Source organism: Youngiibacter fragilis 232.1 (assembly GCF_000495435.3).
Taxonomy (GTDB): Bacteria; Bacillota; Clostridia; order Clostridiales; family Clostridiaceae; genus Youngiibacter; species Youngiibacter fragilis.
Window position 1 is genome coordinate 50081 of sequence record NZ_AXUN02000068.1, and the last position, 20629, is coordinate 70709.

Annotated in this window: 23 protein-coding genes and 1 tRNA gene; 6 read left to right on the forward strand and 18 right to left on the reverse strand. The window is 49.2% G+C overall.

Annotated elements, in window-relative coordinates:
• Window positions 1-4 precede the first annotated feature (4 nt).
• The 13 genes from T472_RS04745 to T472_RS04805 all read right to left on the reverse strand — a co-directional run bounded on the left by T472_RS04745 (window position 5) and on the right by T472_RS04805 (window position 12081).
• Window positions 5-3976 carry an S-layer homology domain-containing protein gene (locus T472_RS04745; protein ID WP_023387540.1) on the reverse strand — a complete coding sequence of 1324 codons (3972 nt, stop codon included), beginning with the start codon at window positions 3974-3976 and terminating at the stop codon, window positions 5-7.
• Between the two features lie 11 nt (window positions 3977-3987).
• Window positions 3988-4347, reverse strand: a complete 360-nt coding sequence (locus T472_RS04750) for a SpoVG family protein (RefSeq protein ID WP_023387539.1) — start codon at window positions 4345-4347, stop codon at window positions 3988-3990.
• 33 nt (window positions 4348-4380) lie between these two features.
• Window positions 4381-4611, reverse strand: coding sequence for a DUF6133 family protein (locus T472_RS04755; RefSeq protein WP_023387538.1), 231 nt, complete (start codon window positions 4609-4611; stop codon window positions 4381-4383).
• 51 nt (window positions 4612-4662) lie between these two features.
• Entirely contained in the window at window positions 4663-5220 is a 558-nt protein-coding gene (locus T472_RS04760) for a YodL domain-containing protein (protein WP_023387537.1), read from the reverse strand.
• Between the two features lie 12 nt (window positions 5221-5232).
• Window positions 5233-5982 (reverse strand): DUF3849 domain-containing protein, encoded by a 750-nt coding sequence (locus T472_RS04765; RefSeq protein WP_023387536.1) that lies wholly within the window; start codon window positions 5980-5982, stop codon window positions 5233-5235.
• Window positions 5972-6511: a hypothetical protein gene (locus T472_RS04770; protein ID WP_023387535.1), complete on the reverse strand. Its 540-nt coding sequence runs from the start codon at window positions 6509-6511 to the stop codon at window positions 5972-5974. Before T472_RS04770 ends, T472_RS04765 begins: the two co-directional genes overlap by 11 nt.
• 68 nt (window positions 6512-6579) lie before the next feature.
• Window positions 6580-7410 (reverse strand): DNA adenine methylase, encoded by an 831-nt coding sequence (locus tag T472_RS04775; RefSeq protein ID WP_023387534.1) that lies wholly within the window; start codon window positions 7408-7410, stop codon window positions 6580-6582.
• An 8-nt stretch (window positions 7411-7418) separates the two neighbouring features.
• The gene (locus T472_RS04780) at window positions 7419-7751 is read right to left on the reverse strand and encodes a hypothetical protein (RefSeq protein ID WP_023387533.1); all 333 of its coding nucleotides are present in this window, start codon (window positions 7749-7751) and stop codon (window positions 7419-7421) included.
• A gap of 129 nt (window positions 7752-7880) precedes the next feature.
• Window positions 7881-8171, reverse strand: coding sequence for a hypothetical protein (locus T472_RS04785; RefSeq protein WP_023387532.1), 291 nt, complete (start codon window positions 8169-8171; stop codon window positions 7881-7883).
• Between the two features lie 77 nt (window positions 8172-8248).
• A complete protein-coding gene (locus tag T472_RS04790) occupies window positions 8249-9487 on the reverse strand; it encodes an antirestriction protein ArdA (protein WP_023387531.1) in 1239 nt (412 codons plus the stop codon).
• 45 nt (window positions 9488-9532) lie between these two features.
• Window positions 9533-10144: a hypothetical protein gene (locus T472_RS04795; protein ID WP_023387530.1), complete on the reverse strand. Its 612-nt coding sequence runs from the start codon at window positions 10142-10144 to the stop codon at window positions 9533-9535.
• Window positions 10145-10781: 637 nt separating this feature from the next.
• Window positions 10782-10856, reverse strand: a tRNA-Arg gene (locus T472_RS04800).
• A gap of 88 nt (window positions 10857-10944) precedes the next feature.
• Window positions 10945-12081: a patatin-like phospholipase family protein gene (locus T472_RS04805; protein ID WP_023387529.1), complete on the reverse strand. Its 1137-nt coding sequence runs from the start codon at window positions 12079-12081 to the stop codon at window positions 10945-10947.
• 137 nt (window positions 12082-12218) lie between these two features.
• On the opposite strand from T472_RS04805, the gene T472_RS04810 reads away from it, so the two are divergent.
• Window positions 12219-12677 carry a hypothetical protein gene (locus tag T472_RS04810; protein WP_023387527.1) on the forward strand — a complete coding sequence of 153 codons (459 nt, stop codon included), beginning with the start codon at window positions 12219-12221 and terminating at the stop codon, window positions 12675-12677.
• Window positions 12677-13597, forward strand: a complete 921-nt coding sequence (locus tag T472_RS04815; RefSeq protein WP_023387526.1) for an alpha/beta fold hydrolase — start codon at window positions 12677-12679, stop codon at window positions 13595-13597. Before T472_RS04810 ends, T472_RS04815 begins: the two co-directional genes overlap by 1 nt.
• A gap of 25 nt (window positions 13598-13622) precedes the next feature.
• On the opposite strand, the gene T472_RS04820 is transcribed toward T472_RS04815, so the two are convergent.
• The 3 genes from T472_RS04820 to T472_RS04830 are packed head-to-tail and all read right to left on the reverse strand — an operon-like array spanning window position 13623 to window position 16255.
• Window positions 13623-14516, reverse strand: a complete 894-nt coding sequence (locus T472_RS04820; RefSeq protein WP_023387525.1) for a phosphatidylserine decarboxylase — start codon at window positions 14514-14516, stop codon at window positions 13623-13625.
• Window positions 14513-14974: a nucleoside deaminase gene (locus tag T472_RS04825; RefSeq protein ID WP_023387524.1), complete on the reverse strand. Its 462-nt coding sequence runs from the start codon at window positions 14972-14974 to the stop codon at window positions 14513-14515. Before T472_RS04825 ends, T472_RS04820 begins: the two co-directional genes overlap by 4 nt.
• Before the next feature lie 33 nt (window positions 14975-15007).
• Window positions 15008-16255 carry a hemolysin family protein gene (locus T472_RS04830; protein ID WP_023387523.1) on the reverse strand — a complete coding sequence of 416 codons (1248 nt, stop codon included), beginning with the start codon at window positions 16253-16255 and terminating at the stop codon, window positions 15008-15010.
• Window positions 16256-16458: 203 nt separating this feature from the next.
• Between T472_RS04830 and T472_RS04835 the strand changes: the two genes are divergently transcribed.
• The 4 genes from T472_RS04835 to T472_RS04850 all read left to right on the forward strand — a co-directional run bounded on the left by T472_RS04835 (window position 16459) and on the right by T472_RS04850 (window position 18747).
• Window positions 16459-17016, forward strand: a complete 558-nt coding sequence (locus tag T472_RS04835) for an HD domain-containing protein (protein ID WP_023387522.1) — start codon at window positions 16459-16461, stop codon at window positions 17014-17016.
• Window positions 17013-17537, forward strand: coding sequence for a guanylate kinase (locus T472_RS04840; protein ID WP_023387521.1), 525 nt, complete (start codon window positions 17013-17015; stop codon window positions 17535-17537). The genes T472_RS04835 and T472_RS04840 overlap by 4 nt, the downstream gene beginning before the upstream one ends.
• 150 nt (window positions 17538-17687) lie before the next feature.
• On the forward strand, window positions 17688-17891 hold the full coding sequence (locus T472_RS04845) for a hypothetical protein (RefSeq protein WP_207643947.1): 204 nt from the start codon (window positions 17688-17690) through the stop codon (window positions 17889-17891).
• A gap of 121 nt (window positions 17892-18012) precedes the next feature.
• On the forward strand, window positions 18013-18747 hold the full coding sequence (locus T472_RS04850) for an NlpC/P60 family protein (protein ID WP_023387519.1): 735 nt from the start codon (window positions 18013-18015) through the stop codon (window positions 18745-18747).
• Window positions 18748-18899: 152 nt separating this feature from the next.
• Here T472_RS04850 and T472_RS04855 read toward each other — a convergent pair whose 3' ends face one another.
• On the reverse strand, window positions 18900-19889 hold the full coding sequence (locus T472_RS04855) for a Gfo/Idh/MocA family protein (protein WP_023387517.1): 990 nt from the start codon (window positions 19887-19889) through the stop codon (window positions 18900-18902).
• Window positions 19890-19961: 72 nt separating this feature from the next.
• On the reverse strand, window positions 19962-20408 hold the full coding sequence (locus T472_RS04860; RefSeq protein WP_023387516.1) for a YaiI/YqxD family protein: 447 nt from the start codon (window positions 20406-20408) through the stop codon (window positions 19962-19964).
• Window positions 20409-20629 lie beyond the last annotated feature (221 nt).

Sequence of the window (20629 nt, forward strand, 5' to 3'; positions counted from 1 at the left end):
CTCCTTATTCAAAATGGTAGGTCACTGAGTAGGTGATGTTGGATTTGTTGTACATGCAGTTGTGATTGGTGTAATAATAAAACTCCAGCTGCGTATACACGCCTGCGCCGAGAGTACGGGTGAAGGTGATGCCATTGGAGGTGGTGCCGTAGTCCAGCTGATCCCACTGTCCGGTCAGCTTGTTGTAGCCGCGCACCCTGCCGAAATCGGAGCCGCTGTGTCCGCTGACGGGAGGTACGGTAAAGGTATATTCGGTGATGGTGGCGCCTTCGATGCCGTTTTCCATGATGACGGAATCGGGACCGGTGAGGGTCATGCCACCGCCGCCGTTGGAATCCGCCACAAAGAAAACGATAGCGGCCCAGGGCGACTCGGCTCCTGTGGAATCCACCGCTTTGACACGGACTACGTTCTTTCCGCGAGGGTAGGTCTGGGTTTCGGCGTTTCTGCCCTCCCAAATCAGGGCGACGGGGTCGCCGTCCGGGTCGGAGCTGGCTGCCGTAATCGTAACCGGCGTTCCGGGTGCCACACTGTTGCCGTTTGGCGTTCGGGTAATGACTGGCGCTGTCGGGGCGGAGTTTGCGATGGCGAATGTTTTGGACACCCACTCCGAATACAGCCCGGTAGCATCCTTGGCACGGACTCGGACAGTGTGCGTGCCAACGGCATAGTAGCCATCTGCCGCCTTGTTGTCCCACTCCAGCGTGGTGGCGTCACCATCCGCATCAGCGGCTGTTGCGCTGATATTCACAAGGAATTTGCCATTATTCGCTGTGCGGGTGGGGGTGGCAGTCAAGGTGACCGTGGGCGCGGAGCTGGTGATGGTGAACGTCTTTTCCACCCAAGGAGAATACGCCCCGGCAATGTCTTTCGCACGGACTTTTACGGTATGGGTGCCTGGGGCATAGTAGCCGTCTGCCGCCTTGTTGTCCCACTCCAACGTGGTGGCATCGCCATCCGCATCGGTAGCTGTCGCACTGATGTTTACAAGGAATTTGTCGTCCTTGACGGTACGGGTCGGTTCGGCGGTCAGGGTCCCGGTGGGCGCGGCATTGGTCACGGTAAAGGTCTTTTCTGTCCATGGCGAATATGCTCCGGCGATATCCTTTGCCCGGACACGGATGGTGTGAGTACCCGGCGCATAATAGCTGTCGGCCGCAGTATCCGCATACTCCAAGGTCACCGCATCCCCATCGGGGTCTGTGGCACTGGCGGTGATGTTCACAAGAAACTTGCCGTCCTTGGCAGTACGGGTGGGAACGGCCTCTACCACAGGAGCATTCGGCGCGGTGTTGGTGACCGTGATGCGCTCCGAATAGGTGGTGACACGCCCTGCGCGGTCAGTTACGGAGGCGGTCAGAGTAAATGCCCCGGTGTCGCGGATAGCGATTTTCCCACCATCATTGCCCAGGCTTCCCTGATACGATGCGGCGTTTTTATCCTTTTCCAGCGTCCAAACCACGGCATAGCTGCCAAGATACTGAACATCCTTTGCGGCAACCTCAAATTCTGTGCCATAGTGAACAGTCTGCGGCATGGTGAATGCGTACTGCACCACAGGAAGGATGCGAATGCTCTCGCTGTGAGAATAGCTGCGTTTCAGGTAATCGGTCATAGTTGCGGTGAGGACATACTCGCCGTCATCCTTGAAGGTGATTTTGCCGCCCTGTGCGGTGAGTTCTCCGCTAAACGCCTCGGAGAGCGGAATGCTCTTGCCGTCTTTTGTCACGGACCACTCCACCGGCAGAACCTGATTGTTGCCGTGGGTTCTGAGGTCGATGGCAGTATCGGTATAGGCAAATTCGGGAAGCTCAAAGCCGAGGGTCAGCACAGGCAGAACCTCGCATTTGTCATGGCTTTCGTACAGAAACACCCGGCCGGTTTCATCGGTGACTCTGGCGGCCAGCTCATAGACACCGGCCCGTTTGAAGCGGATCGTGCCGCCGCCGTTCGTGAGCGTTCCGTCCACATAGGTCGGCCAGTCCTGAAATCCGTAGGTGTTGTCCACCAGCCATTCAACGGTGAGTCCGTCCAAATCAGCGGTTTCGGTCTTGACCGCAATATCCGTATCGGTGTGGACATACTCCGGCAGGCTGTAGCGGACGGCGGGCACAGGATACACCTTGAAACCCTGCTCGTAATGGTAGGTTCTGCTACCATCGTCGGTGAATTCCGCTTTCAGGACATAGCTGCCCTTGGTGCGGAACTTCAGCTCCCCACCGTTGTTGCCCAGCGTGCCTTCCACCGTATCGGTGAGGGATACTTCTTTTCCGTCACGGAGCAGCGTCCATTTTGCGGTATGGCTGCCGATTTCCCCGAACACTGCCTCCACCATCACGGTGCTGTCGGTGTGGAAGATTTCTGGCAGATAGAAGCCCGCAGAGCCTACCGGGTAAACGGTAATATTTACGGTATCGGCAAACACTCTGCCGGTATCATCGGTGACAGAGGCGGTCAGCGCATACACACCTTTTTCCTTGAATCGGATGCTACCGTCAGCAGGATTTCCTTCGATCCATGTGTCGGTTTCGGCAGGCTCGCCGTTCCGGGTCAGGGTGTAGGCCACTGTGAGGCCGTCCGTTTCTTTTGTTTCTGTCTTGAGCGCCACGGTTTTATCGGTATGGGAGACGGCTGGGAGTGTCAGCTTGACCTCCGCTACCGGGTAGACCGTGATGCTATCCTGTGCGGTGATAACCTTACCCAGCTCGTCTGTGATAGAGGCCGTCAGCGTATAGCTGCCCTTTTCCTTGAACAGCACCGTGCCGCCGGTGGAATCCAGCGTTCCGGCGAGAGCCGTTTCGACATCGACGGCGGAACCGTCCTTTTCCAGCGACCACACCACCGCATTGGAACCGAGGTTTTCGGTGGAAAGCTCCACCGCCACGGATTTGTCGGTGTGAGTGGTTTCAGGCAGTGTGAAAGCAGCTGTTACAACCGGATAGATGCTGATGGTCTGCTCATGGGTCACCGTGACACCCCGGCTGTTTTTTGCTGTGGCAATCAGGGTGATGCTGCCGGTCTGTGTGAATTTCACCTTGCCGCCGTTGTGGTCAAGGGTACCGTCTGTCAGCTCGGAAAGCCCCGTGGGCAGACCGTTTTTCAGGGCTGACCATGTTACGCTACTGACAGAATGGCTTTCCGGCTTGATCTCAATTTCATCGGCGGTATAGGCGGTTTTTGGCAAGGTAAAAGAAAACTGCGGGGCGGGAACATAGGAAGACCCGCCCCCACCGGAACCGCTGCCGCTGGAGCTGCCTCCGCCGGAATTCCCATCGGAGGGTTGATCCTCCGGCTTGGCAGGAACAGTCGGCTTGGGCGGTTCTTCCTTCTTGATCTGCTCCTTGGCTTTTTCCGTATCCACCAGCATTTCAAAGGCTTCGGCGCGGGTGGCCTTGCCGTCCGGCTTGACTGTGCCGTCCGGGTAGCCGTCTACAATTCCATATTCCTTGCCGGTGCAGATGCTGGATTTGTCCACCTCGGAAAGTGTGCCGTCGTCGGAAAATCCGGTGACGCAGGGGCAGGAGGCATCATGGTCACCCTTGCCGATGGCGCGCACCAGCATACGGATCATTTCCATACGGGTGATGGGCTGATCCGGTTGAAATTCTGTGCCGAAATCGTCCTTCTGGATGATTCCAGCGATGATGAGCGCCTCAATGTGCGGCTCAGACCAGTGACCGGCAATGTCGGTGAAGTGAATGGTGACCTCACTTTCCTCCGGCTCCGGCAGCTCCATGGTTCTGGCAACCAGAGCGGCAAATTCCCCTCTGGTAATGATTTCATCCGGGTGTGCCAGCCCGTCGGGATAGCCGCTGATGACGCCTTTTTCCGTCAGGATTTGAATGGCTTCCTCCGCCCAATGCCCCTTGGCGTCCTCAAAATACCGGTTTATCGCATAGGCGCTGCCTGCCAGCAGGGAAAGCACAAGGCAGACAGTGAGGGCGAGGCCCAGCGGCCGTTTCATTTTCTTGTTCATCGGCCTACCTCCTACATCCCACCCATGACGGGCTGGCCTTGCTCCTGCTGCTGGGTGGGGGATTCCTGTTTCTGTGCGGCGGTCTGCCCCTGGGTCAGCGCCTGCTGGTAAGCTCCGAGGACCGTCTTGTCAAACTCCGCCTTGGCCTCCTTGGTGCAGGGAAAGCAGATATCCTTGTATTCACCGTTTCCGGCTTTATAGCTGGGCATGGAGATAAACAGCCCCTTGGAGCCCTCCATGATTTTGATGCCCCGCACGGCAAAATCGCCGTAGACATTGACCGAGGCGGTGGCCCTGCAGCTTCCCTCCGGGCGGATGGAATGGATTTTCACATCGTACTTGGGGACAGCCGGTGTCATATTATTAGGCATGATTTTTCCTCCTTCTCAAAATGTCCGGCACTGTTAACCGGCGTAGTTGAACATCTCCTTGATGCGCTGTACCAGGGTGGGCAGCACCGTTTCCCCGAACAGGGCGTACAGCCCCGCAAGGAGCAGCGCGCCCAAAACCACGGCAATCAGGATCTTGATTGCGGTGTCAATGTAGCCTTCCCCGGCATTCTCCGTGAGGATGGAGCGGCTTTTGACAGCAGCCGCGCCGAGCTTGTTCTTCAGCTTGCAAAATAGATTTTTCATTTTGGCCTCCTTCATAAAGTGAGGGCATGAGAAAAGACAGCCGACGGCTGCCTACATACGCATGCCCATGGTTTGGGTTTGCTCCGGTTCACCGAAGCTGATTTTCTGGAATCCAAAGCGGTCGCAGTAGTGGAACTCGCTGCCGCCTTCATCATACAGTTCCACCACATCGGACATGGACAGGGAGTGTCCGCCATAGCCGGGCGGGTGATTCACATTGCACCTTGTGTAGATAGCTTCGAGGTCGTTTGTATCCAGCTGCCCGTCATAGGCGACATGGTAATACTCCGGGGACGGCTCTCCGAACTGCCGCACCGTTTCCTCATAGGAGATAAACTTCATATACACGTCCGTCTCCGGCTTCAGCTGCCAGATGCGCACATTTTTCAGCGGTGCGGCGGACTCGTCCATGCCGCCCATCCGTTCCCCAGCGGCAAGGCGCTCCATCACGCCGTCCGTCCACTGCGGGGTCAAGCTGCGGCTTTTCAGCCATGCGGTCAGCTCGTCATTTTGGAAGATGCTGTCCACCACCGCCTTTTCTTTTTCTGTATATCCGGCCGGGTTTCCATAGTAGGAAATGAGGCCGTTTTTCAGGGTGATTCCCGGCATGGTACCGCCTCCTTACTGCATTGTCATCCCTCCCATAGCGGAGGATGCCTGCTTCTGCTCCTGTATTTCCGAGAGCTTTTCCTTTGCCCAATCGGGAAGATGGCTTTCGGAAAGAACTCCGGTAAAATCCGTTCTGTTCCAGCGGGTTTCCTCGCCGTCCGCAAGGTTTACGGCAAAGACAGCACGGCCGTTGGCTCCGGCATGAGCGCCGAAGCCCCCGGTACACAGCCAGAGCTGATCCTGTACAGTCAGGCAGCTTTCTTTCAGCGTTTTGGGTGAAAGTACAATCACCCTTCCCTCAAAATCCTGCTTTTCCGTGTCAGTCAGGCAGTGCGTATGGTCAAACAGCCCAAGCGCCTGATATGCTCTGCGGTACTGGTTGACAAAGCCGTCCAGCACGGCCGGGTGGCTGTCCACGGCAAACTCCAGATTGCGGTTACTGTACGAATCCTTGTCGACTGGGATATAAGTCTGCTTTGCCCAATCGTGGTTACCGCGGGAAAAGCGCCCGTCATAATCCTTGCACTGCAAGCTGTTTGCCAGAACATAAGACACCCGGTGGTAGCCGAACTGGTTAATGACACTTTGGGCGCAGTCACTGTTCAGATGCATTCCGTCAAAATCCCGGCGAATCGCTTCTTCGATGGCATTCTTGCAGGAGATATTTTCCCTGTGGCTTGCCCTCCAGTCATTTAACTCGCCAAGCTGTTTGGCTTCTGCAAATGAGTATGGATAGACAGCCGAGAACTTTTTATCTGCCATAGATGATTTCCTCCTGCATAATCAGCTCATCCAGCTCCGCAAGGCACACGCCGCTTTGGGCCAGCACGGCGAGAATACCGGGCGGCACATCGGTAATATCCTGCTGGATGTCCGACTCTGTCACCGTGATTTCGCCGCTGTCCTCATCCGTATAGGCTTCCAGCCTGGCATCTGTGGGGATACCCGCTTCCTCCAGCAGATAGCCGGGGATGTGGACAGTCTGGCTGTCATCCAGCAGATCACGGCAGAGAGAACACCCGGCAACCCATCCGGCGGGGCAGCCATCCTCACAGCCCTCGTCGCAGTTGTTGCACAATCCGCAGGCGGAGGCGAGGACGACAGTCAGCTCGGCGGCAAGGGCACTGAGGCTCTGGATGGCGTTCGCCACCTCCAGCGCCGTCATTTTGTCCTTCATAAAGACAAGGGCGCTCGGTTCGGCATGAAGCTCCAGTGTATCCTTGTCGTTGAAGCCGGACCGTTCGCAGGCGTCGGCCGGGAGTCCGATTTGGGGCATTTGATTTTTTTTCATGAATGAGTTCCTCCTATCAAATATTGATTTTTCTATTTACGCAATGCTGTGACAACAGGCGTTTTTGGCTATTCCATGAAGCCCCCTTCCCCGAACAGATTCAGCTGTGACGGGGCATTCTTCTCACGCTCATGCAGATCGTAATTGGCAATGAGGATTTCAGGAAACTGCGCCCCGTTGTCGTACCGCTGCTTGATGTTGTTGATGCGGGTAAAGGCTTCCGTCTGGATGCCTGGCGCGTCATAGAGGCTGCGGATAAATTCACAGTCGTTGTAGGACAGCAGAAATTTACCGTCGATCCGTAGCAGCGCATCCCGCAGACGGATATGGTCCTTTTCGGTGAAGCCATCCTCGCCCACGTTTTTGTAGTAGCTTTCGGTTTCAAAATACGGCGGGTCGCAGTAGAAAAAGCTGACAGGGCGGTCATACTGCCCGATGAGCTTCTCAAAGTCCTTGTTTTCCACGACCACCTTGGCAAGCCGCCGGTGGGCCTGCTCTATGAGAGGGAAGTTACTGCGGATATCGTGGGGCTGGCTGCCGTAGCTGGTAAGCCCCGACGCATAGCTGTAGCGGATGAGCTGGTAAAACCACGCCGCCCTTTGCACGTCCGATGCGGGGCTGTCACGGGCAAGGGCGTTTTTGATAAGCTCAAAATCCGCGCGGGAATTAAGGCAGTAGGCAAGTGCCGCCATCAGCTCCTGCGGCTTCTCCCGCACACAGCGGTAGAGGTTCACCAGCAGACCGTTGAAGTCGTTGTAGACCTCAAAATCGTTGCCGGGCAGCTTGTGAAACAGTACCCAGCCGCCTCCGCCGAACACCTCAATGTACCGCTCATAATAGAGGGGAAACAGGGTGACGATCAGCTCCCGCAAGGATTTCTTGCCGCCGATCCAGGACATGAAGCTGTTCAGGAGTCATCACCTCCTTCCAACGGCAGACGTATCTGCGTATTGTCAAAGGCCGCAAGGGAGTGCCGGAGGCCGGTGATGGCGGCGCTGATCCCGCTGATGCGGTTTCTCATATGCTGGATGGTCAGACGCACCTCCGCTTCGGTTTTCGCATAAAAGTACCCGTTCTGGTCGCTGGCAATGGGAACACCCGCCCGGCGCAGGGCGTTGACCTGATCCCGTAGCTCCTTGCCTGAAACGCGGAAGGTGTGTTCCAGCTCCCGGCTGATGACGGCGTTTTCCGCACCGTGGTGATACCGGCGCAGATGCTTTGCAAGCAGTTCTTTCTGCATGGGTTCTCCTTTCCGGCCGTTTCCCCGGAAAGGCAAAAAAGGGCGCAAAAAAACAGGGCCGCCTCCTGTATGGGGAAACGGCCCTGTTTTGATATGGAGTCTAAAAAAGCGCAGGCATCTCTGCCTGCGCTACTTGATTACGCCAAGCTCTCTTAACACTGCCACGCAGTCCTTGGCGCCCTGAATGTATAGGTGCTTTTGAAATTTTACCTCCATATCTGAGTTTTCGGTCAGGTAATTATCGATCCTGTCCTTTGTGTGCTGTGTAATTTCAGCGCTGTTCTGAATGCTTGCGCTGAGTTCGAGCAGTTCCTGTGCCAGTTCTTCCGACCGGGGGTCTGATTCCCGCATGGCGGAATATGCAAGCTGAAACCGCTCCGCCAGAGCCATATCCAGTAAATCCAAGAGCTTCTCATCCATCTTCTTCGCCTCCCTTCAGCACAACACAATGCCACAGCTTCATGGGAATAGCTATACCAAAACCCAACAAAGATTTGCTATTTCATTTCCATGCCAAGGCTTTGGCTGGGCTGGTCGAGATATTGCTCCACAGTTCGCCCGGTAAGCGACCATAAAACACCGTATTCCGTGAGGGAAATCCCTTTTCCCTGAATCAATTTGCTGCCATATCCGTCAAGGTCTGCACTGGCAAACAGCTCGCTTTCCTGCTCAATGCAGTATTTGGAAAGCACAAAGCGTGCGTAGTCCGCAGGGTTAGCAGCCTCCCGGATAACAGAGAAGTCCTCTGACACAAGGGAAAGGTCGAGGGCTTCTTCCAAAGAAATATCACCGGGAGCTTCTCCCAGCATTGCCTTGTAGGATAAGATGTTGTGCTTATCATGGATGCGCCGTAGCTGTTCTGCCAGCTCATTGACCAGCCCATAGCAGTCACCCTCTGACGCATACAAAGCGTCGCTGATTTTTTCAGTTAAAATGGGCGCCATGCAGTCCTCCGACGAGAATGCACATTCCTCCGGGGAAGCCGCTCCAACAGCATCGACCGCTTGAAGGAGCGCCGCATCCCCGGCGGGGAGCTTGAGGAAAACAGCCGTTTCATTGTCATAGGCGGGATCGTTAAAATGCCCCTTGGTGATGCGGAGAAGCACAGCGTAATCCGGTTTTTCAAGAGGAAGGGCATCGCCGCTGTGGTATTCGGCGGCAATCTCGCCGTTCTGTACCACATAGCCATGGGGCGTGAACACGCCGCCCTCGCCCTCGCGCATCTCCCTGCCGATTTTACCGAAGTCCAGATATTCGTAGACTTCATCCGATACCTTTTCTAGTGCCGGTACAAAATCATTATCCGCATAAAATTTGCCGAGAGACGGATCGTCATGGGCTTCATAGGCAATCTGGCAGTGCTCCGTGCTGTGGGTCATATTGATGAGCCGCTCCACCGGAATGGGAGCGTATTGAGTCTGGACGGCATCCATCATCACCATGCCCTCGAAGCAGTCTAATTCCCATGCACTTAGGGAAGACAGCCGCTGCGCGAGATGATTCAGCTCATGAAGATTGGCATCGGGGGCGATAAACTGCGGCAGATAGTCCAGCTTGCAGCTTAAAACCTCCGCAGAATAAACGGTGTCCCCGTTAATTTTTGCTCTTTCCAACGCATCCGCCAGCTCATAGGGTGTGGCGGGGAGTGTGATTTCCGCCGAGGGGTTTGTACCCGAAGGATTCCATCGGCTGAGTTCTACTTCAAAGATTCTTTCTTTTCTGGCGTTAACGCTCATCTTGATACCTCCGTTTGATTGATCACTGCAATGCACATCAGACAGTTACACAAAAACCGCCCCGTCGCACCACTTTTTCATGGCGTTGTACAGCAGCAGTACCTTGGTTTGATCCGATACCTCCTGCCATGTGGCCGGTTTGAACTGCCGGAGCCCGTATTGGCGTTCTCCCTCAAAATATGCAAGGATGCCGATGTGGTCGGGGATATCCCCGGCGATTCTGGCGGCAAGGGCTGTCGGCACGCAGTAGTAATTTTCGTTTCCATGAAAGTTATGGCCGTTCCCGCTTTTGAAATCCTGATAGGTAATTTTGACCTCGAAACAGGTGACCATCATGCCGATATGCCAGTTGTGGCACCGCAGGACGCAGCCGTGGCATTTCTTTGCATTCTTATCTGTACTGCCGTCCCGAAAGCATCTGCCAGGTTCGTGCCGATGCGCTGTCAGGCACGGTTCCTTTTCGGAAAAACGCTCCGCATCCAGAAGCCTGCAGAGATATTCCTCATTCTCGTAATAGTCCTCAAACCGGATGCTGTCTACAATCCCTGACGATGTCCATACCTCATCCGCCCACCGGATGGTGCGCTTTTCGGTATGCAGCCTTGGGCGGTAGTGGTGGGTAAGCGCCTTAATGCGTTTTGTTAATTCGGTTTCCATTGCTCACCTCACTTCCTGCATCATCCTTTCTGCGTTTCGCAATTTTTTGCATATCGGTTTTGAGGCAATCTCCCTCAGAGCTATAGCAAGTGAAGCCGTGGGACGGGTAAGGGCAGTTGCCGCAGCTGGGGAAGGGACCGCAAGGACGTTCGTCCGGTGATGTCCTGCCGAGAGTAGCGAGATGGTCCGAGTCGTAACAGGCAGTTTGTTTATTTCTCTTATAGCGTACCAACATGGTTATTCCTTTCCAGAAAACAAAAAGGCCGGAGAATAGAGTACATTCCTGCACTCCGATTCTCCGGCTTTCTGATGCTTTCAATTTTAATGTGATTTTGGTGTATATTAAAAAAGGGCGCTAACCGTATCGGCTTTCATTCAGCCTTAAAAATCAGCGCCCGTTTTATTTTGAGCTTGTTTCTTTGATTGCATTTCGAGTGGCGCCCTTTTTCATTTCACTCTGTTCTGAAAAGGGCGCCATTCTTATTCGTTTTTACTTGTAGGTTTGAATCCTGCCTGAGTGAAGCTTTTACCACAATAAATCTACGAAAAAAGAGCTTCCACTTTTCATCGTGGAAGCTCTCGAAAGGCTTGGATTTACTGGCTTTGTAAGCAATAAATCTATATTACCTTTTGTTTTTGGTGCACCTGGAGGGAATCGAACCCCCAATGCCCGGTTCGTAGCCGAGTGTTATATCCGTTTAACTACAAGTGCCTATGCTATTCAACTCAATAATAGTAACACAGCATACCAACAAATTCAATGGCTTCGGATTTAGTTGAAGCGCCTTGTGATAGAATCCTCAGGGAGACAGATCAGTGCTTCTTTCATTGATTGCCCTTATGAAGAGATTACCTACAACAAGCTTTGGATTGGACAGTGAGAGCATCAGGATCTGTCTGTCATTTAGTTCACTTAAGAGTATGCGTTTTTTCCAATGTTCTTTTCTGATGTCTGCAGCAATTTCGTTGACCTTATCCATGACAATTTGTAAAAGCTCAAAAGGCTCTTCGAAAATATCCAGGTTGCTGATTTCGAGTATCTCTGATACGACCTCCAATGATGATAGAGTAATTGAATATCTGTGGCTGAGGCTTTCCATGTATGGTTCAAATACCCTTTCGGATAGCAATGGTGCGGATAGATTTTCAAACCTGCGGATCTCTGTGGCTGATGGTGGTGATAGTAACCCTGAAACATTAGTGTTCCTGAAGTAGTACCTGTGTCCGAATACCTTGCCAAATGCCTTGAGAGTATCAAGATAACCAAGCCTCATGTTTTTCTCGATATGTGCTGGGTCTGGTACCAGGATAGGGCCGAGTTCCTCGTTTGGTGTAATGTCCACTATAGTAGAAGTGCTGATTGGGTTTCGTATTTTTTTCTTTGCGAACAAATCAACAACGATGATATCCCGGTAACCTTTTCTGATAAGCGGATCTATGGGGAGATTGTCGTATAGACCCCCATCCATGTATTTGTCACCGTCTATCTCAAACCTCTTCAGGACAGGATGGCTGGCGCTGGCAAGTACATAGTCAATGATCTTTCCATTAGGAATGTCTTCCTTGAATAATACGACCGGATCACGTTCTGTCAGATTGACTGTTACGATTCCGAAATCAATTGGATTTTTTCTGATTTTCTCCTCATCAAGATAGCTTCTAATAAGGGAGAATGGCTTTTCATAATCGAATCCTCCATTCTTGAGTGATTCAATAAGGCTTTCGGAATTCAAGTCGACTATGGAATTTCTGTCCATTAGTCTCCAAACCTCTTCCACAGTGCTTAATCCGGCTGAAAGATATCCAGCAGCATTTATTGCGCCAATTGAGGTGCCTGTAATCGCACCAACTTCAATATCAAGTTCTTCAAGTGCTTTCAGGACTCCGGCTTCGTATGCGCCGCGAGCTCCTCCTCCGCCAAGTGCGAGTCCGTACATGGTAAAATCCCTCCCATGCAAAATAGTGTTCATAAAGTGTCTTTCCATATTCAATTATAATATAATTGTGGGTGAAGTGGAAATCTTAGGGCTTCGCTTCGGAATGTATCCAGAATATGAGTCAAGGGAGTAGTGACATGACAGAGTTATTCAAGAAGCTTAGGCTTACCACACAAACTGAACTGCTGATCGTAAATCCTCCTGATTTCTTTAAAACAGAGGTTGATACTGTTTCATCTGAATCTGGATTATCCATAGATTACGAAAAGCGGAATGATAAGTATCCATTCATAATGCTGTTTGTCCTTAGTCTTAACGATGTGATTCAAAAGGCAGAGGAGATTTCAGGGACAATAGAGGATGATGGGGTACTTTGGATCTGTTATCCAAAGAAATCATCAAGGAAATACAAGACCGAGCTCTCAAGGGACAATGTACTTCAGCCATTCGGTGCTTACGGATTCGAAGGTGTAACTCAGGTATCCATAGATGAGGATTGGTCTGCGCTGAGGATCAGACAGGCTGATAAGATAAAGACCATGACAAGATCATGGGCTTTAAGTGAAAAGGGCAAAGAAAGGATTGGTAAGAAATAATGTACTCATTGGATCATATGGTTGCTGAGGATGGAAAGAAGGTCTATGTCCACAAGTGGATTCCTGATAAGAAGAAAAGAGGTATAGTACTGATAAGCCATGGAATTTCAGAGCATGGCGGGAGATATGGTCATTTTGCCGATTTCCTGAATACGAAGGGTTATGTGGTATACTCCCAGGACCACAGGGCGCATGGTCTTACTGCGGGTAATCGACTTGGTACGGATGATACACAGGATACCTTCGTGGAAATAGTAAAGGATATGAGATTGCTTAACCAAAAGGCCAGAAATGAACACGAAGGGTTGAAGGTTGTTCAGCTCGGGCACTCCATGGGCTCTTTCCTGTCACTAAGATATGCGGAGGCTTTTCCTGATTCCATAGATGCGCTTGTTCTCTCAGGAAATAACGGACCTGGGGACAAGGGAAGCATTATGGCAGGTGCGGCAATATCAAGGGCTCTGATTTCTGCAAGGGGCAGACATTCCAGAGGAGATATCATAAACAATATGATGTTTGGAAAGTTCGGTAGTAAGATAAAGGATAAAAGGACGGAATTTGACTGGATATCAAGGGATGCGGAGCAGGTTGACAAGTATGTGGAGGATCCTTTCTGTGGTATCGTCATGTCCAACGGATTCTACGGATCCATGCTTTCAAACCTGCTAAAGGTTTATGATAAGGAGGAGCTGTCAAGGATACGCAAAGACCTGCCCGTACTGATAGCAAGCGGGACGGATGATCCGGTAGGCAATATGGGAAACGGACCTATTGCCCTTGCGAGGCTTCTTGACAAGACGAATGGAAACAAGAATCTCTTTGTAAGGCTATACAAGGGAGCAAGGCATGAGATACTCAATGAAACCAACAGGGAAGAAGTCTATGGAGATATACTTAAGTTTGCTGATATGCATATTTGAGCCTTATTGGAAGAGCCAGGCAGATTCACTGCCTGGCTCTTCTTCCTATTGGCTCTCCCATAAGGACTTTTGATTCGATTCCTTTTGAAGTCTCATCCAGGATATCCTGGTCAATTTTTACAGCACCTTCTTTGAAGAAGAGCAGCACTGTTGATCCACCGAATTTGAAGAATCCCTTTTCGGTACCGCGAAGGAATCGATTGGATGGGGCATAGGTTTGTACTATGGAACCTACATTAGTAGCTCCCACTTCAATTATCAGGATATCTGAGAAGTTATCGCTTCTCATAAGAGAGTACATCCTCTTGTTTTCCACGTATACATTGGGCACTTTCGCTAATGATACGGGATTTACTGAATAATACCCACCTTTAATAAGTCTTGATTTGGAGCATATTCCAGAATCCACGAAGTGGAACCTGTGATAGTCAAGTGGACAGAGTCTGAATACCAGCATGGTTCCGTGTGCATACCTGTTCTTCAAATTTCCGTTGCCGATAAGTCCGCCAAGAGTGTATGTGATGCCTTTCACCTGAACTAGCCGGTCTATATCGATATCCTCATAGGCTAAAAGTCTTCCGTCAACAGGACTCATAAGGATTGAAGGATCAGAGGGTATCGGGCGGCTTTCAGTTTTTAGGCTTCTTGTGAAAAAATCGTTGAAGGATTCAAAGTTGTTCAGATTTTTTACTGATTCATCCATGTCCAGATTATTGTCTTTGATGAAGGGCGAAATCAATTTCTTTGATGCTGGCAGGTCCATGAGTCTGCCATAAAATGCAGAAAACACCTTGCGCTTGACCAGAGCTTCCAAAACCCATCTGCCGGACATGGTTCCGTAAAGCCATTCAATGTATTTGCCCCCTACTACCACCTCTGAATCATATTCGCCTTTCTTTCTGTCAAATATCCTAATCATCGCCTGCTCCTTAGCTTCTTGAAATAGGAAGTCATGAGGTCGCCTGAAAACTCATCCTTAAGCCAGACGACTTCAATTTGTCTGCCTCTTGGAGGCAGAAGGCTGATGCTTGCTACGCTTCCAAATGCCCCTTCTTCCGGCTCTATGGCTCCGATGACTACCTTTCCGATTCGTGATTTCTTTATTAGGCTTGCACACATGAGACAAGGTTCAAGGGTGACATAAAGGGTAGCTCCTGTAAGCCTCCATGTTCCTAGTGCTTTTGCAGCTTCCCTGATTGCTATGACTTCTGCATGTGCTGAAGGGTCTGCCGCTGTTTCTGTCATGTTGTGGCCTCTTCCTATGATTTCGCCATCCTTCACCACGACACATCCAACAGGAACCTCATCCTTGGAAAGGGCCAGAAGAGCTTCTCTTCTGGCCTCCATATAATAATTGTCGTAAAGGACCTCTTCCATCTTTCCTCCTATCGGAAAACCATGCTAACTCGATCAGGTGAATATCCTGACTTTCTTTATCCTGTTCTTGTCGACTTCCTCAACTATGAAACGTATGCCTTCTGATTCGATTACCTGTCCATTTTCAGGGAATGTTCCGAGGACCCCGATCAGATAACCTCCGACTGAGTCAAATTCCTCAGATTCGATGTTTGTGCCGATTTCTTCATTCAGCTCATCGAGACGGAATGACCCTGTCACAATATACTCATCCTCTTTGATAACCTCAATGTCCGCTGTTTCCTCATCGTCATATTCATCGCCGATCTCTCCTACAATTTCCTCAAGCAGGTCCTCTATTGTAGCAATGCCGACAGTTCCACCGTACTCATCAAGAACTATTGCCATATGGGTGCGTTCCTTCTTCAGCTCCTTGAACAGGTCGATAATCTTCTTGAATTCGTAGGTGAAGTATACATCCCTTACGATATTTTCAAGGTTGAATTCTGCTTTTTCTTCATCGCTCAGAAAGATAAGGTCCTTGACATTAAGAACACCTATGATGTCGTCTATGTCTTCCTTATAAACCGGTAACCTTGAAAACTGCTCACTCAGGATGACTTCAACAACCTCCTGATAGGAACTCCTGGCATCAAGAGCCACAATATCAATCCTCTGCACCATAACATCCTTGACCTGGAGGTCACCGAACTCAAATACGTTAAAGAGCATCTCCTTTTCTCCAACCTCCAGCACCCCTTCCTCGCTTCCGACATCAACAAGGGTCTTCAGGTCCTCTTCGGTGATTGCAGGTCCTCTTTTCTTGGGATTTCCTCCAAGTAATAGGATAAGGAGTGAAGATGCCTTCTGAAACAGGAATACTACAGGGGTGAGAAGAACTTTTATGGCGTTTATCGGGCGCGCCACAAAAAGTGACACAGGCTCAGAATGCTGAGATGCCAATGTCTTTGGTATCATTTCACCGAATATTATTATGATTATTGCCATGATGGCTATTGAAACAGGCAGTGCACCATAGCCATATCGTTCAATGGCAAGTTTGGCACCCAGTGCCGTTGCCGCCACATTTGATATGTTGTCTCCGATAAGGATGGTTATTACGACCTTCGATGTATCATCAAGAAGGCCTTGAACCAGATATGCACCTTTTACTTCTTCCTCCACCATATGTCTCAGTCTGATCTTGCTGAGAGATAAAAGGGCAGTCTCTGAAGCTGAAAGGAATGCTGAAATCAATATCAGAAAGATTATGAGGATCAGTTGCCACGTGCCAGGTTCCAAGGAAAATCAACTCCTAACTATTAACTATGCAATAATTATATCAAATTACCAAGGTAAGCGGGGATATATCGCTTGCGATGTTACATTTTTTGGTAAAATCTGATAAATTAATCTATAGTGGCAGCTTTTTTGCACAATATATGAGAAAGGCTGTGGATAGAAATCATAGTTCTGTGCACAGAAATCAAAGGGAGGAATTTGAAGTGGAGAGGTCAGAAGCATTTGAGCTTTTAGGGAAATATGTTGAAGGAGATGTGGTGCTTAAGCACTCACTCTCAGTTGAGTCATCCATGAGGCAGATGGCAAGGTTCTATGGAGAGGATATTGAGAAGTTCGGACTGGCGGGACTTCTCCATGACATTGACTATGAGAAGTTTCCAGAGACCCATCCGCATTCGGGGACTCCAATACTGAGGGAAGCTGGTGTTCCTGAAGATATTGTATCAGCGATACTCGGACATGCTACTGAAAGTCCCAGGGACACACTTATGGCAAAGGCCCTTTTTGCAGTTGATGAGCTTTCGAGCTTTGTTACTGCGTGTGCTCTGATGAGACCATCAAGGAGCTATGATGACCTCGAGGTTTCTTCTGTAAACAAGAAGCTTAAATCAAAGGGATTCGCAAGAGGTGTGGACAGGGAGCTCATTGACATTGGAGCATCCGAACTGGGGCTGGATAAAGATTTACTCATAATGGAAGTAATAAAAGGACTCAGGACAAGAGAGAAGGAGCTTACTCTTCTTGGCTATTCAACCCTATGATCTATGTGATCATCGGTCCTTCTGGGTCAGGGAAAACCACGCTGGGAGATTATTTCAGGTCACTAGGACTGAAGGAGCTTGTGTCCCATACTACAAGGGGAATGAGGCCCGGAGAGTCAGATGGGATCTCGTATCATTTTGTTACTGATGAAGAGTTCGACCTTACCGATAAAATCGAGGAGTCCGTATACTCTGGAAACAGATATGGGGTCTCGAAGAGAGAGGTGGAGGAGAAGCTTGAATGCGGGGATATATTCGCTGTAACTGACATAAACGGTGCCAGAGCGTTCAGAAGTCTTTATGGAGGAATTGTCTCAGTAATCTATATATGCAGCAGCGCCAGAAGGCTGCGTGAAAGGATGCGGGAAAGGGGCGACTCTAAAGAAAGCATTAGAGCCCGAATACGGTTGCTGAAAGACAAGCATGAATATAGGAACAGGTTTTTTGCAGACCATGTGATTGAAAACAATGGTTCAGTCAGGACTTTCCTGAAGCAGGGCAGAAAGATTGTCGGCAAATAGTGATATTAAATGCTGATAATCGCTATTTTGTGACTAAATTCTTGAAATATTGGCAATAACTTCAAAATTAGTTTACAGACTTCATTTTATCACGACGTATAATGGTTTTAGTGATGAAAAGAGGGAAATGAAATGCGGAAGTTAGCTGCTTTGTTTATCGTTGTTTCTTCAATATTATATCCGAATGTGCTGGTATACGGACAGGAGTCTTTCAAGGCAACTATAGTTCCTGTAGGAAATGCTGATATCCAGGCACTGTTATCTGCTATCCTTATTCTGCTGATACTGGCCTTAGCGGCAGCTCTAATATTCAGAAGAGATTCCCGCAGGGATGCAGCAGACACTGATAAATAGGACTTTTTGGGCTCCCGGAATATATTCCGGGAGTTTTAGCATTTCTTAAGGCAAAGTTCAATTATATTTGAGATAATGTTAGTTGGAATAATAACAAGCCCATTGGCGAACAAGGTGAAAAATGGAAGACAGGCTAAAATTTCATGATAACAACAGGGTGAAGCGGGCACGCGAGATAAGAAAAAGGAACAAGAGGAAAAGAAGGCTCTGGATGGGCTTTTTTGTGATGCTGATAATAATCTTCGGAATTTACCAGATGGACAGGCGAGGCTATTTTGAGGTAATATTCGAAAAGAGCGTTACCTATGAAGGGACAAATACATATTTCGAACCTGAGACTTCTGCGGTAAAGAGGGATGATATTGCAAAAATGGCTCAGCTCCTTATCAACCATCCGTATAAGTTCGGCTCATCGGAGGTCGTGAAAGGGATACCCGCGAATCCGCTCGATGCTGCAGGATTCGTTGATTGGGTATATTTTAATCTGAGCGGCAAGATCCTCTCTGCTCAGACGACATCCTCAGGACCGGCAACCACAAGGATTTGGGATGCATCAACCCCGGTCATGGAGTCAGAGCTTAAGGTTGGAGACATCGGATTCTATGAGGTTCCTGAAAATAGCAGGATCAACCATATAGGTATATATATCGGTGAGATAAATGGCAGCAAGGTCTTCATACATGCGGGTGGAATAAACTATAAGGCTGAAGGGTTGGATGAGGGAAGGATCGTCATATCCTATAACAACTCGGTTAAGAAGAACAATAAGGATACCTACGGAAACAAATTCACTCCTGCAGCAGAATCCACCCAGTTTCTTTACTATCGAAGACCGAAGCTTGATATTGTCGATTAGTTCAAGGAGGAACATATGAAAAATAGAAATAAGATTATCAGGTACATTACTATAGTGATTGCAATTGCCATGGTGGCATCTGTTGTTGCATCACTTGTCTATTGATATGAGAAAACGGCTGGACCTTAGAGGTTCAGCCGTTTTTGCGTAATTCACCTGTCTGCGGGATAGACAAGGCCAATCTGCCTTCTAGCTTCATCCAGAATCTTGTGAACATCAAGTGCCAGAGAATAGGAGTTAATTAGTGATTCCTTCGATCCTATTTCGATAAGGGAGATGAACTCCTGAGCTTCATACATCATGTTGAAGCTCTCCTGGTTAAGTACGTGCTCTTCAACCGTACCATCCCTGAGTATCAACGTAATCCTTTCCGGACTTCCTATCCTGTCTATCAGTATGTTACCAAGCTCACCCTGAATTTCAGAAGGCATCTTTGAGTTGCTGACCTTGGAGTGAGTAATCACAGCATCCATCTCCGCGTATTTCAAAAGGAGCGATCCGGTGCCGTCGACTCCTCCGTCTTCAAGTATTACGCCATTTGCTGATATGCCAAGGGGCTTGCCGAACAGGTGGACAGCAGGATACAGGCAATAGATCCCGATATCCAGTAGTGATCCGTTCGAGAACTCATTCCTGAAGGTGTTCACATATTCACCGTTCTTATGCCTGTCATATCTTGAAGAATACTGGCAATAGTTGCCGATGTATTTCCTTACCTTTCCAATCCTTGGCAATAGCTCCTGAAGCTTCAGGTATGCAGGCATCGTCAATGATTTCATTGCTTCCATATATAAAAGATTTTTTGACCTTGCAAGGTTTAAGACCTCTTCGAGCTCTCTTGAATTCGACACTGCAGGTTTTTCGCATAGCACATGCTTTCCTTTCGAAAGCATCAGCATTGACTGTGGAGCATGAAGCGAGTTAGGGCTAGCTATGTACACAGCATCAATTTCAGGTGAGGAGGCGAATTCTTCAAGGTCATCGAAGTAGTGAAGGTCATCACTGAATTTGCTGCCAAACAACTTTGACTTTTCTATGTCCCTTGAGTATATGGCGTTTAACTTGAACCCTTTGACCTTCTGGGCTCCTGATATGAAGTGTTCAGTTATCGTGCTGGTACCGATAATTCCGAATCTTACCATGCTTACCTCCTGTCTTTGTTTATAGTTCAATTATAGCAGTTAGTATGGAAATGGGTTTCCAAATTGCGGTAACTATAGCTTGCCAGAAAGACGCTCAATCAATCTGACTAGTGAATCCTTGAAGCTTTCATCATCTGAGAGAGTCCGTTTTGGGATCTTCGTATAGATCTTCTTGTCCCTTCTCATCTTTCTGCTGACATGACGCTTATCGAGGAGATTATCTATATTCCGCTCATCCATGACTAGACCATTCTGGTTAATGCAGTTTGCCCCTCTAGTCATTGCCATTGCAGCAAGTCCATAATCCTGGGTTACCAGGATATCTCCCTTTCTTACCATGTTGGCAATCGCAAGATCAGCAGAATCGCTTGAGATGTCAACTGTCACTATCTGGGCGTAGTCATCCGCTATTTCATGGGCATAGTTCTTTACGATTACTGCTCCGATACCATACTTCTTCGCAATTTCGACCGAAAGCTTGGCTACAGGGCATCCATCAGCATCTATATATATTTTCAATACTAATCCTCCATCGGCAATTTGTGCGCCTTATAAAGTAAAGTCTATATAATCTAAAATGTAAAAACAAGTGATGATGTTCATATAAAATATGTAATCAAATCGAAATTTGTCATCAATATTTAATTTGATTATAGTTGGAGTCTTCATTGAGTATAAAATGAGATGAATATAGATAAACTGAGTATTAAGTTAAAGTATTTGGTTAATTGATAAAGTAA